This is a genomic window from Jilunia laotingensis (assembly GCF_014385165.1).
In the GTDB taxonomy this organism is placed as follows: domain Bacteria; phylum Bacteroidota; class Bacteroidia; order Bacteroidales; family Bacteroidaceae; genus Bacteroides; species Bacteroides laotingensis.
In genome coordinates this window covers 678,116-691,042 of sequence record NZ_JACRTF010000001.1, presented here as the reverse complement: position 1 = coordinate 691,042, position 12,927 = coordinate 678,116, and the positions used below count along the sequence as shown (strand labels likewise).

Annotated in this window: 10 protein-coding genes; 4 read left to right on the top strand and 6 right to left on the bottom strand. The window is 44.1% G+C overall.

What is annotated here, in order from left to right; all coding sequences use genetic code 11:
- Window positions 1–54: 54 nt before the first annotated feature.
- Entirely contained in the window at window positions 55–225 is a 171-nt protein-coding gene (gene fdxA / locus H8744_RS02800) for a 4Fe-4S ferredoxin (RefSeq protein ID WP_262433397.1), read from the bottom strand.
- A gap of 153 nt (window positions 226–378) precedes the next feature.
- Between fdxA and porT the strand changes: the two genes are divergently transcribed.
- From porT to H8744_RS02780, 4 genes are all read left to right on the top strand, one after another.
- Entirely contained in the window at window positions 379–1,080 is a 702-nt protein-coding gene (gene porT / locus H8744_RS02795; RefSeq protein WP_262433396.1) for a type IX secretion/gliding motility protein PorT/SprT, read from the top strand.
- Window positions 1,081–1,187: 107 nt separating this feature from the next.
- On the top strand, window positions 1,188–2,105 hold the full coding sequence (gene metA, locus H8744_RS02790; RefSeq protein WP_262433395.1) for a homoserine O-acetyltransferase MetA: 918 nt from the start codon (window positions 1,188–1,190) through the stop codon (window positions 2,103–2,105).
- On the top strand, window positions 2,102–3,943 hold the full coding sequence (locus H8744_RS02785; RefSeq protein ID WP_262433394.1) for a peptidase U32 family protein: 1,842 nt from the start codon (window positions 2,102–2,104) through the stop codon (window positions 3,941–3,943). Before metA ends, H8744_RS02785 begins: the two co-directional genes overlap by 4 nt.
- Before the next feature lie 45 nt (window positions 3,944–3,988).
- On the top strand, window positions 3,989–5,038 hold the full coding sequence (locus H8744_RS02780) for a hypothetical protein (protein ID WP_439649366.1): 1,050 nt from the start codon (window positions 3,989–3,991) through the stop codon (window positions 5,036–5,038).
- A 315-nt stretch (window positions 5,039–5,353) separates the two neighbouring features.
- Here the strand turns inward: H8744_RS02780 and H8744_RS02775 are convergent, their stop codons facing one another.
- From H8744_RS02775 to H8744_RS02755, 5 genes are all read right to left on the bottom strand, one after another.
- On the bottom strand, window positions 5,354–7,759 hold the full coding sequence (locus H8744_RS02775; protein WP_262433392.1) for a TonB-dependent receptor: 2,406 nt from the start codon (window positions 7,757–7,759) through the stop codon (window positions 5,354–5,356).
- Window positions 7,760–7,825: 66 nt separating this feature from the next.
- Complete coding sequence (locus H8744_RS02770) at window positions 7,826–8,419, bottom strand: response regulator transcription factor (protein ID WP_262433391.1); 594 nt, start codon at window positions 8,417–8,419, stop codon at window positions 7,826–7,828.
- On the bottom strand, window positions 8,419–10,029 hold the full coding sequence (locus tag H8744_RS02765; RefSeq protein WP_262433390.1) for an NAD(P)/FAD-dependent oxidoreductase: 1,611 nt from the start codon (window positions 10,027–10,029) through the stop codon (window positions 8,419–8,421). Before H8744_RS02765 ends, H8744_RS02770 begins: the two co-directional genes overlap by 1 nt.
- A gap of 34 nt (window positions 10,030–10,063) precedes the next feature.
- A complete protein-coding gene (radA, locus tag H8744_RS02760) occupies window positions 10,064–11,431 on the bottom strand; it encodes a DNA repair protein RadA (RefSeq protein WP_262433389.1) in 1,368 nt (455 codons plus the stop codon).
- A gap of 124 nt (window positions 11,432–11,555) precedes the next feature.
- Window positions 11,556–12,593, bottom strand: coding sequence for an asparaginase (locus H8744_RS02755; protein ID WP_262433388.1), 1,038 nt, complete (start codon window positions 12,591–12,593; stop codon window positions 11,556–11,558).
- Between the last annotated feature and the right edge of the window lie 334 nt (window positions 12,594–12,927).

Here is a 12,927-nt window from a genome sequence, read left to right as displayed (position 1 = left end):
AAAAGGCTGCCTTCTGAAAAGAAAAGCAGCCTTTGTTGTCTCTTGTCGATCGTATTATTCTGCCGGGTGAATTGCTTCAGAAGGGCAAACATCTGCACAAGTACCACAATCTGTACACATGTCAGGGTTGATTGAATAGATATCGCCTTCAGAAATTGCTCCTACCGGACACTCGTCGATACAAGTTCCGCAAGCAATACAATCGTCACTAATTACGTAAGCCATTTTCTTTAATATTTTAATTATTAGTACTAATTTGTTGGGCAAAAATACATGTTTTATTCATTAGTTGCTCTCATTCTTGATTAAAATCCTTTAATTTGTACCGCTTCTAAATAAGCGAGGCAATAATTTAACAATAAAATCGTTTTTAAGGATGTGAAACGAATCGTACTACTCCTCATTGTTTCGCTCCTGACTGCTGGCGTTTTTGCTCAGAAGCGTAAGGTACAGAACCGCCCCTATATTGACCAGCGGGTCTGGCATTACGGATTTTTAGCCGGTATCCACATGCAGGATCTTAAATTTGTGAACAATGGTTTTGTGACAGAAGACGGGCAAGTATGGTTTGCCGATATTCCCGAATATTCACCGGGATTCTCTGTAGGGGTTTTGGGGGAGTTATACCTTAATCAATATATGTCCCTGCGTCTGATCCCTACGTTGCATTTTGGAGATAAAAAGGTTATTTTCAGAGAACAGACAAGTGGCGACCAAGAGTCACAGAATGTGAAATCGGCTTATTTATCTCTTCCCATCAATGTGAAATTCAGTGCGGAACGATTTAATAATTACCGTCCTTATGCAGTACTCGGTTTAAGTCCTACATATGATTTGAGCGTGAAAAAATCTCGTCCCTTACTAGTGAAACCTTTTGATTGTTACATTGAAGTGGGGCTTGGATGCGACCTTTACCTTCCCTTTTTTAAATTAATACCGGAACTTAAGTTCTGCTTCGGATTGTCCAATATTTTGGAAAAGAATCGTACGGATCTTACCGATAAATCATTGATGAAGTTTACCGAATCTATCGGTAAGGTGAAGTCGCGTATGATCGTATTGACTTTCTACTTCGAATAAATCTACAAGAAAAGTTCAGTGCCTTTGCGTACTCTGTGACGAAATCGTTATTTTTGCACCGCATTCTGAACAATAAATAGTTAATTAGTAAAATAGTAGATACTTCTATGCCATTAAATTTACCCGATAAGTTACCTGCAATAGAATTACTGAAAGAAGAAAATATCTTTGTGATAGATAATTCGCGTGCTACGCAACAAGATATCCGTCCCTTGCGGATTATTATTCTCAACCTGATGCCGTTGAAAATCACTACTGAAACGGATCTGGTACGTTTATTGTCGAATACGCCCCTACAGGTAGAAATATCGTTTATGAAGATAAAGAGTCATACTTCTAAAAATACGCCGGTCGAACATATGAAAGCGTTCTATACCGATTTTGACGCAATGCGTGATGAGAAGTATGACGGTATGATTATCACCGGTGCCCCAGTGGAACAAATGGATTTTGAGGAGGTCAACTATTGGGACGAGATTACCGGTATATTCGACTGGGCGCGTACCCATGTCACGTCTACGCTTTACATTTGTTGGGCTGCCCAAGCCGGGTTGTATCATCACTATGGCATTCCTAAATACTCTTTAAATCAGAAGATGTTCGGGGTTTTTAAGCATCGGACGCTCGATCCGTTGCATCCTATTTTCCGTGGATTCGATGATGAATTCTATGTGCCTCACAGCCGTCATACAGAAGTGCGGAAAGAGGACATCCTCAAAGTTCCGGAACTGACTTTACTTTCCGAATCGGATGAATCGGGCGTATACATGGTAATGGCTCGTGGAGGGCGTGAGTTTTTCGTAACTGGTCATTCGGAATATTCTCCGTTGACACTCGATACGGAATATCGTCGCGATCTTGAAAAGGGGCTTCCCATAGAAATGCCGCGTAATTATTATATAAACGATGATCCCGACCGTGGGCCTGTGGTTCGTTGGCGGGGGCATGCCAATCTTTTATTCTCCAACTGGCTGAACTATTTCGTATACCAGGAAACACCTTATAATATTAATGACATCGAATGATAAAACAGCGTAAGATAGAACTTTTGGCTCCTGCCAAGAATCTGGAATGTGGCATAGAGGCCATCAATCATGGTGCGGATGCCGTTTATATCGGAGCGCCGAAGTTCGGGGCACGTGCCGCTGCGGTTAATTCACTCGAGGACATTGCCGCTTTGGTGGAGTATGCGCATTTATATAATGTACGTATCTACGTTACCGTCAACACGATTCTCAAAGAGGAGGAACTTAAGGAGACGGAAGCGATGATAAAGGAGCTTTACCGGGTAGGGGTGGATGCTTTGATTGTTCAGGATATGGCTATCACGCAACTTGATTTGCCTCCTATTCCACTTCATGCCAGTACGCAAATGGATAACCGCACGGTAGAAAAAGTGAAATTTCTCGCCGAAGCCGGATTCCGTCAGGTGGTGCTTGCCCGTGAACTCACTTTGGGAGAGATCGGCAAGATTCATGAGGCTTGTCCCGATACGCCTCTTGAGGTCTTTGTACACGGTGCTTTATGTGTCAGCTACAGCGGTCAGTGTTATGTCAGTCAAGCCTGCTTCGGCAGAAGTGCTAACCGGGGTGAATGTGCGCAGTTTTGTCGTTTGCCTTTCAGTATGGTGGATGCGGATGGCAAAGTGATTGTGAAAAACAAACATCTTCTTTCATTGAAGGATCTCAATCAAAGTGACGAACTGGAGGCTTTGCTCGATGCCGGTGCATCTTCTTTGAAAATAGAGGGACGGCTGAAAGATGTTTCTTATGTGAAGAATGTGACGGCAGCTTACCGTCAAAAGCTGGATGCCATTTTTGTACGTCGGAAAGAGTATGCCCGCGCTTCTTCCGGTGTGTGCCATCTGGATTTTCGTCCTCAGCTAGATAAGAGTTTCAGCCGTGGCTTTACAAACTATTTCTTGCATGGACGGGATAAAAGTATATCCTCTTTCGATACTCCGAAGTCGCTTGGTGAGGAGATGGGAACGATGAAAGAGGCACGTGGAAATTACCTTACTGTGGCTGGGATCAAATCGTTCAATAACGGTGACGGTGTATGTTATATTGATGAGCAAGGTCGGTTGCAGGGGTTTCGTATCAATCGTGTGGAAGGCAACAAGCTCTATCCACAGGAGATGCCTCGCATCAAACCTCGTACGGTGCTTTATCGTAACTTCGACCAGGAATTTGAACGGGTGCTATCTCGTAAATCGTCTGAAAGGAAGATAGCAGTGGTCATCCTGCTTTCGGAAAATAACTTCGGCTTTTCCCTGTCACTGACGGATGAGGATGATAACAGCATAACTCTGACGTTGCCTCGTGATAAAGAACTAGCCCGCACGCCACAGGAGGAAAACCTCAGGAACCAACTTTCCAAATTGGGTAATACTCCCTTTGAAGCGACACGGATCGATGTGGATTTTAAAGAGAACTGGTTTATTCCTGCTTCTGTGCTTACAGATTTACGTCGCCAAGCGGTGGATAAGCTAATAACTGCCCGAAGGATGACTTATCAACGGGAAATAGCAGTTTTTAAACCTACTACTCATGCTTATCCCCAACAGACACTTACATATCTTGGGAATGTCATGAATGCCCGTGCCGCTTCCTTTTATAAAGATCATGGTGTGCAGGCAATTGCCCCGGCATATGAAAAACAGCCTGTAGAAGAAGCTATCCTAATGTTTTGTAAGCATTGTTTGCGCTATAGTATGGGATGGTGTCCCATTCATCATCGTGAGCGTTCTCCCTACCGGGAACCCTATTATCTAATAGGAACCGATGGTAAGCAGTTCCGGTTGTCATTCGATTGCAAAAACTGCCAAATGACAATTGGAAAAGAAGAGAGAGGGGAGAGTTAAGAAGGAAGAAGGGAGAATTAAGAATTGGATATGGGGAAAAAGAAGATGGGGAACAGAGTTCAGAAATTTATGGAGCATATAATACGTAGCAATCGGTCACGGCATAGACTATTTTCTGTGCTGCCTTGTCTACGTCATTTGTTATCTTTCCTCTTCCTCTTTAATTCGTCCTTTTTCCTTCTCTCTTGCCATTATCCTCAGCCTGATCTTTCTTCTGAGGAGATGAAAGAGAGTACAAAAGATTCTATAAGTTATTTTTATGAACATCATTATACATATAATACCAATCTTGAAGTACAAGCTGATTCTGTGACTTTAGAGTGCCTGCCGGTAAAGAACTCCTTTGTGAACCTTTATAAAGGTGACAGGGTGGTAGTAGCCGAATTAGCGGTTCATCCGGCAGACAGTATAGACAGTGTTTGGGTTAAACTGGCTCATTCACAGGAGGTACAGGGATGGGTTAGAGAACGAGACCTTCGGAAATCGTTTGTGCCTACCGACAGTATATCACAGTTCATTCACCTTTTCAGTAATACGCATGCATCCTATTTTGTAGTGGTTTTTGCCCTGTTTGTGGGGGCTTATTTATTCCGTGCTTTCCGCCGCAAGCAGTTACAGATGGTTTATTTTAATGATATAGACAGCATCTACCCGCTTTTCCTCTGTCTGTTGATGGCATTCAGTGCCACTGTTTATGAATCCATACAGGTTTTTGCGCCTGATACTTGGCAGCACTTTTATTATAATCCTACACTTTCTCCTTTTAAAGTACCATTTATATTGTCTGTCTTTTTATTGAGCATTTGGATCTTTCTGATTGTCTTTTTGGCTGTACTCGATGATTTGTTTCGCCAACTTACACCCACGGCTGCGCTTTTTTATTTGCTTGGTTTGACGTCCAGTTGCATTTTTTGCTATTTCTTCTTCATATTGACTACGCACATTTATGTAGGATATCTTTTCTTGATGTGCTTCATGGCTTTATTTGTGAAGAAAGTCCGTAAAAATAGTGGCTATAAATATCGCTGTGGGCATTGTGGGGCTAAGCTCTATGAGAAAGGAATATGCCCGCATTGTGGAGCAATCAATGAGTAGATCGATCGTTGCCGGATAATCTCCTTTTTTTAAATTTGTAATATAAAATAACTGTGGATATGTACGCCTGTTAGGGTGAAATGTGTTTTGTAAAAGATTGATATCCAATGCCTAATAGGTGCGATTTTTACCTCGGTGATGAACGCCCCCTTGGTCGGTGATGAAGGCCATGTTCCTCGGTGATGAACACCCCTTTCATCGGTGAGGTCGAATGCCTTCCTCGGTGTGTGGAATTCTTGTAAAGAATAGTTGTTGTAGAGCCGGTTTAAATTCAGGAAGAAAATCTAAGCCGGCTCTAAACTTATCTCTTTCTTTTTAAAATCGGCAACGTACTTCTATACCCAATTGCATTGGGCGTCCTTTTTGCATAAATCCGTTTCCCATACTTTCGAAATAGAAAGCTTCATACTTCTTATCCAATGCGTTGCGAATCCAAAAAGCGATGGCACCGTTTCCTTTCTCAAGGCTTACTCGGCCGTTCAGTGTCCCGTAGAACGATTGGCTGGCATTGTTGGCCTCTGTCCAATAGATGCGTCCGGCTGCATTGTAGTTGGCGTTTAGTTGTACCCGATCCAACCAATGGCGGGGAGCGATTCGGAAGATATATTGAGCGCCTGCATTGAGAGTATGCTTAGGCACAAAAGGTACATAGTTGCCTTTATAATTGGTATTCTTGTCTACTGCATACTCCCTGAACGTAGCATAGGTATAACCATAATTGGCATTCAGGCTGAAAGCATCTGTAATAGCGGCACGTAAGGCAATCTCTGCGCCATAACTGCGACTCTTTCCGGCATTTACGGTGACACGTCCTAAACCGCTTTCTGCAAATTTGGCCACTTGTTGGTTGCGCGTATCCATATAGAAAGCTGCCATGTCCGCAAACAGCCGATTATCGAATAGTGTTAAATGTGCCCCTACCTCATAATTCCATGTATATTCCGGTTTAAAAGTAGTTGCTGCTGCCACATCCGGTTCGGGACCGGCACCGGGAATGTTAGCTAGAATTTTGTCTATTACGCTGGGCGGCATTCCCTGCATGTGACTGAAAATCTCGGTCAGTGATTCTTTGATCTGACCTTGCATGCCGTTTCTCATACTACTTTTAATCAGGTCGGAAAACATCTGGACATTGTATCCTCCGGAACGATACCCGCGCGAGACTGTGCCATAAACGCTATTTCCCTTTTTCCATTCATACTGTAAGGCAAATTTGGGAAGTAATTGCAAATAATCATTATCCAATTTGCCATTGAAGGCAGGAGCCAGAGAGAGTGCCTGGCTAATCGGATCTTTGATCATGACACTGTTCATGTTAAAGTTATAATTGATGTCGCTTCGTGACGAATATGTCATGGAATTCTTTTCATAATCCAGTCGTAACCCGATTGTGAGAGAAAGTCCTTTCACCAATAAATCGTGGAAAGTGGATTGATGAAAAAGGGCACCATTAACTATCGGGGTGTCGAAGCTTCCACTTACCCAGAGTGGGGAAGTGGTGATATCCACGCTCATCTGCCCCATTTTGCCCATATCCGGAATATGGTTGTTTATCTCATCCTCCAGCATGCTTTGTATACCTCTTTCTTTAAACATTACCGGACCGCTTGTATGCAGCCATTGGTAGAAGCCGAAAGCTCCGGTAGCCCATTCCCATCTTCTGCCCGGTTTTGACTTGAGGACGATTTCTTCAGAGATCGTGTTCAGCTTCTGTTTCTGTTCCAAATTGAAGATGTCTTCTTCTGTAAAATCCTGATCAAGAAACATGCGGTCTTTCAGGTGTTGGTATCCGGTCACTGCACTCAGTGTGAAATTAGTAGCCTGATATTCGATGTTGACGCTTGCATTCAGCAAATTACGGTAATAGCTGCTTTCATCGTTGTATGAGATCAGGCCTATTTTGTCTTTACGTTCATCTTTTTCCCTGTCAGCTTCGTCAACTTTACCGGTATAGAAGTACGGATATCCTCCCTGGTCGCTATATTCATAGTTTACGTTAAAATCCAGTTTCAGGTTTTCAGAAGGCAAGTAGATGCTGCGGAGTCGGCCGCCACCGGCATTGATGCGGTCTATCTTTTTATTGTTCAACCATGAATTCTTAAAGAAACCGTCTGCATGTTCATAGAATCCTCCGGCAGAGAAGGCTAATTGATCCGAAAGACGGTGGTAGTGGGTTAGTGATGCATTGTAATTACCATAAGTGGCAGCCCCTAAACGGATGTCCGTTCCTTGATAGCTGAAAGGGGATTTTGTATGTACCCGGATAAGCCCGCCCATCGTGTTACGGCCGTAAAGTGTTCCTTGCGGACCGCGGAGTACGTCGATACGTTCTATGTCCGAATAGTTGAAATCAAAAGCGGATTGGTTGATATAAGGGATGTTGTCTACATACAATCCTACAGAAGGCGTATTGATGCGTGATCCGATGCCGCGGATATAAATGGCGGAAGTCAGTTTGGAGCCATAATCGGGAATAAAGATATTAGGCACAACGGCAGACAGTCCTTTCAGATTGGTGACTTGGTTTGCCTGCATGTCTTTTTGTGAAAGAAGTGTGCTGGCGGTAGGCAGTTCGCGTAACTTGCGGTTTTCCTTCGGGGAAGCAATGACTATTACCTCCTCCACATCTATTACTTTGATTGTGTCTTTCCGGACATCTTCAGCTTGTGTGCTGCCTATCGACATGAGAGCCAAGGCAATGAGAATGCTCTTTCTTTTCATTGTGTACTTTATTTGTCTGCAAAGAAAAGGCAAATCTCATAATTGTGCAATCCTCATTTATTAGGATTATATACGGTCGGCTTCGACATACCCGTTCATTACTGCATAAATGGTCAGGCCTGAGACAGATTTGATGCCTAGTTTTTCGGTGATATTCTTCCGGTGGGTGATGACGGTTGTCAGGCTAATATTAAGCTTGTCGGCAATTTCTTTATTGATAAGTCCTTTGGTTATCAATACCAATACTTCTATTTCGCGGGCGGATAACTCATGTTCTACGATTGTCCGTGGAGGGATCGCTTCCGATGGATGACCACTGTGATGGGCGTGCTGGTGAAGCTTCAGGATATCTTTGACCAGTTGTTCTTCCGTTTGGTAAATGTTCAATATGGGAACACCCGATAGTTGGAGAGATTGGCTCTCTCCCGCCAGTACGATCGTCTGCTTTTTCCGTGGTAGAAAAAAAGTATTGTGTTCGACGTAGATCTGTGCTGAGATAAAGTAATGGGCATACATATCGGGAGTATCATCTATCAGTTCACCGAAATTACGGAAAGTGCGGATCACTGCCATCGGGATGATCTCTTCCAGTATGTTTTTCAGACCAAGGGCGGTAAGCGTGTTTGGTTCGATGATGGCAATTTCCGGTTTATGATTCATTATTTCTTATTATTTAGGTAATTTACTGCTGCTTCCGCACATCTCTCTCCGTCTATTCCTGCCGAAACGATGCCTCCCGCATATCCGGCACCTTCCCCGCAGGGAAACAGCCCCTTGACCGTTACATGTTGCAATGTATCTTTATCTCTGACAATCCGTACAGGGGAGGAAGTACGGGTTTCCACTCCAATCATCACTGCTTCGTTTGTCAGGAACCCGTGGCTCATTCTACCAAATTGTTGAAAACCAGCCGCAAGTCGTTTAGTAATAAAGTCCGGCATCCAAAAATGTAAAGGAGACGAGACAAGTCCGGGACTATAGGATGACTCGGGAAGGTCATAACTCAGTTTTTTCTTTGTAAAATCCAGCATACGTTGTGCCGGTGCCGTCTGTCGGCAGCCTCCTTGCAACCAGCACTGACGTTCCAGCTCTTCCTGAAAATAAAGCATGTCCAATGCCCCATTCCCTTGCTGATCCCTCGCGTCCATAACTTCTCCAATCGCTCGTCCTCCATCTTCCTTCTCCAAGTCCTCCGGCCGTATCTCCACCACCATTCCCGAATTACTCCATTTTGAACCGCGATTGGAAGGAGACATTCCATTTACTACCACTTGTTCCGGACTACTGGCGGCTGGAACTATAAAACCACCGGGACACATGCAAAAACTATATACCCCTCTGCCTTCAACCTGCGTGACGAAACTATATTCTGCTGCCGGAAGATATTTTCCTCTTCCGTTTTTATTATGATATTGTATTTGGTCTATCAGTGTGGCAGGATGTTCCAAGCGGACACCTACAGCGATTCCTTTTGCTTCGAGGGTTACCTTGTTTGTCGCCAACCAGCGATATACATCCCGTGCCGAATGACCGGTAGCCAATATTACAGGGCCGAGAAACGTTTTTCCGGTATTGGTTTCAATGCCTTTCACTTCTCCCTTTTCTATGATGAGAGCATCCATTCGAGTCTCGAAATGTACTTCCCCACCGCAGTTAATGATCGTAGTTCGCATATTCTCGATAACGCGTGGCAGTTTATCCGTTCCGATATGAGGATGAGCATCCGCCAAGATAGCAGTAGAGGCTCCGTGCTGACAAAACACATGGAGTATTTTATCCACATTTCCCCTTTTTTTGCTTCTGGTGTATAATTTCCCATCAGAATAGGCTCCTGCCCCCCCTTCTCCGAAGCTATAGTTCGATTCGGGATTGACTGTATGCTCCCTACTGATCAGAGCTAAATCTTTCTTCCGGTCGCGTACGTTTTTCCCCCGTTCCACAACGATAGGCCGATAACCCGCTTCGATGAGTCGCAAGGCTGCAAACAATCCTCCGGGACCGGCACCTACGATAACAACTTGTGGTTTGTCTTCCACCTTATTATATATAGTACGTTCGAACTCATCATCGGCAGGCATCTCGTTGACGTATGCCCTCACTTTCAGATTGACAAAGATGGTTCGTTGACGGGCATCGATGCTCCGTTTCAGAATGCGGGTGGCGGTGATGTCACACAGGCGTAACCCTTTTTCTTCCGCTAAATATTCTTTCAAACGCTGTTCGTTAGCAGCTATTTCGGGCAATATACGTAGTTGATATTCCTGTATCATTGGTTGGTAGTCTATTAAGTTGTAATGGCTTTTATTATCCGAACAATGCCCGGAAAGCTTCTTCCACTTTCCGAACCGGAACCAATTCTATTTTTAATTTCCGGGTGTCAATCCCTTGCAGATTGTATTTGGGCAGTAAGAAACGTTTGAAGCCTAATTTCTCGGCCTCTCCGATACGTTGCTCGATACGATTTACCGGTCGTATTTCACCGGACAAACCTATTTCACCTGCCATGCATACTTCCGGTTCGACGGATGCATCCATGTTCGAGGATAGAATTGCACTGATCACGGCCAAGTCGATCGCTGGATCATTTACTTTCAATCCTCCAGCGATATTCAGGAATACATCTTTCTGTGCCAGTTTGAATCCGACCCGTTTCTCTAGGACGGCCAAAAGCATGTTCATCCGGCGGATGTCGAATCCGGTAGCCGAGCGTTGAGGAGTACCGTAAACAGCCGAACTTACCAAAGCTTGCGTTTCAATCAGGAAAGGACGTATGCCTTCAATGGCAGAAGCAATGGCGACACCACTCATCCCTTCATGATCTTGATTTAGCAAAAGTTCGGATGGGTTACTTACTTGTCGCAACCCGTCCTGCCGCATCTCATAAATGCCTAGCTCGGCAGTGCTTCCGAAACGGTTCTTGATGCTTCGCAAGATGCGGTACATGTAGTGCTGGTCTCCTTCGAATTGCAGTACGGCATCGACAATATGCTCCAGTACTTTCGGGCCTGCAATGCTTCCTTCTTTATTAATATGACCGATGAGGAGTACCGGTGTGTGCGTCTCTTTGGCGAAGCGAAGGATGGAGGCTGAACATTCGCGGACCTGTGATATACTTCCGGGAGAGGACTCGATGCTTTCTGTGGAAATTGTCTGAATGGAGTCGATGATGACCAAATCGGGATTCGTGTTTTTGATGTGAACAAAGATCTGTTCCAGGGAAGTTTCACACACGATGAGGCAATCGCTGGAAATATTGCTCAACCGGTCGGCACGAAGTTTCAGTTGGCGTGCGCTCTCTTCACCGGATATGTAAAGGATGCGCTTTTCGGGCATGTGCAGAACTGTTTGCAAGACAAGTGTCGATTTGCCTATTCCCGGTTCTCCACCGATCAACACCAATGAGCCGGGGACGAGTCCACCGCCCAACACACGGTTCAACTCTTCATCGTGCATATCGATACGTGGTTCGTCATCTGCTTCTATCTCCTTTAAAGTGATCGGTTTAGCCTTGGCTGTTTCTATTCCGGAAACAGGTCGGCGGTTGGAAGGTTCTTTGCGAACAATCTCTTCTACATACGTGTTCCATTCTCCACAGGAAGGGCATTTCCCCACCCATTTAGGCGATTCTTGTCCGCAATTGCTGCATACATATACGGTTTTTTCTTTAGCCATTCTTTTATCCTTCTTTATTGACAGGACAAAAGTAGGGATATTACCTTATAGATTATGCAGATTGACACAGATTATTTTCTTAATAAGGAATAATCTGTGCCGATCTATATAACGAGGTTTAGGATTATATGGTGATTTCGCCTGCTATGGGAAGCGACATTCGTTCGCGGATCTCTTCGGGGCTGTATCCGTGTCCAAGCAGGAACATAAGTTTAGTAATTGCCGACTCTGTCGTGCTGTCGTATCCACAAGTGATACCTGCCTCTAACAGGTGGTAACCGGTTTCGTAACGTTGCATCTCTACGGTTCCAGCGTTGCACTGGGTGACATTAACAATCACGATGCCTTTTTCGTTGGCTTCACGCAGCAGGCGAAGGAACCATTGGCGGCGTGGCGCATTTCCTGAGCCATACGTTTCGAGAACGACGGCTCTTAACCCATCGATGGCAAGCGTTGCCGCCACTACATTTTCATGTATGCCGGGAAACAGTTTTAATACTGCAATATTGGTATCTAACAGATAATGGGGTTTTAGCTCCTCCCTCTCCGTGATCTGGTGAATGACGGAGTGATTATATTTGATATGTATGCCTGCTTCTGCCAATAAAGGATAATTGAATGAACGGAATGCATTGAAGTTCTCCGCATTCATTTTGGTAGTACGATTGCCACGCATCAGATGGTTCTCGAAAAAGATGCATACTTCAGGCACGAGCGGACGACCGTTTTTGTCCAAAGCGGAAGCTATTTCGATACTTGTCATTAGGTTTTCCTTACCATCTGTACGGAGTACACCGATGGGTAGTTGCGATCCGGTAAGTATGACGGGCTTATCCAGCCCTTCCAGCATAAAACTTAGTGCCGATGCCGTGTATGCCATGGTATCCGTACCATGCAGAATAACGAATCCTGTATATTTATCGTAATTGTCACTGATGATCTTTACCAGTTTGCGCCAGATTTCAGGTTCCATATCCGATGAGTCCATCGGAGGGTCGAATTGATAGGAATGTATGGTACAGTCAGACTTCTTTAGCTCAGGGACATGTTTCTGCAACTGCTCGAAGTTGAAGTTTTCAAGTGCTCCGGTATTGGCATTTTCTATCATTCCAATTGTGCCACCAGTATATATTAACAATACGGAAGTATTTGAGGGATTCATACACGCTAATTCTACGATTAATTACTGCAAAGATAGTGATATATCTTGTATATTCTAACAAAATGTCATAAAAGTGCAACCGCATTATTGATCGCTTGAGGGAACGAAGAATCTTTTTAATAGAAAAATATCATAAAAAGTGATAGATTGAACGTTTTTATTGTTACTTTTGCGACATCTTATCAAACAGTAACGAGAAACAATAACTATGATGAAGTACTATCCACATACAGTCACATCGATGTGTACCATGACCCTTAGGGGTTAAGGGATAGTATTTGTGTTTCTACGTGAACCACGCTTACAGAAAGTAAGCAAATTCAATTTAAAGTTT

Bases quoted from the DNA above. Each gene is read 5' to 3' on its own strand.
- fdxA (WP_262433397.1), bottom strand. From the start codon at position 225: ATGGCTTACGTAATTAGTGACGATTGTATTGCTTGCGGAACTTGTATC.
- metA (WP_262433395.1), top strand. From the start codon at position 1,188: ATGCCATTAAATTTACCCGATAAGTTACCTGCAATAGAATTACTGAAA.
- H8744_RS02785 (WP_262433394.1), top strand. From the start codon at position 2,102: ATGATAAAACAGCGTAAGATAGAACTTTTGGCTCCTGCCAAGAATCTG.
- H8744_RS02780 (WP_439649366.1), top strand. From the start codon at position 3,989: ATGGGGAACAGAGTTCAGAAATTTATGGAGCATATAATACGTAGCAAT.
- H8744_RS02775 (WP_262433392.1), bottom strand. From the start codon at position 7,759: ATGAAAAGAAAGAGCATTCTCATTGCCTTGGCTCTCATGTCGATAGGC.
- H8744_RS02770 (WP_262433391.1), bottom strand. From the start codon at position 8,419: ATGAATCATAAACCGGAAATTGCCATCATCGAACCAAACACGCTTACC.
- H8744_RS02765 (WP_262433390.1), bottom strand. From the start codon at position 10,029: ATGATACAGGAATATCAACTACGTATATTGCCCGAAATAGCTGCTAAC.
- radA (WP_262433389.1), bottom strand. From the start codon at position 11,431: ATGGCTAAAGAAAAAACCGTATATGTATGCAGCAATTGCGGACAAGAA.
- H8744_RS02755 (WP_262433388.1), bottom strand. From the start codon at position 12,593: ATGAATCCCTCAAATACTTCCGTATTGTTAATATATACTGGTGGCACA.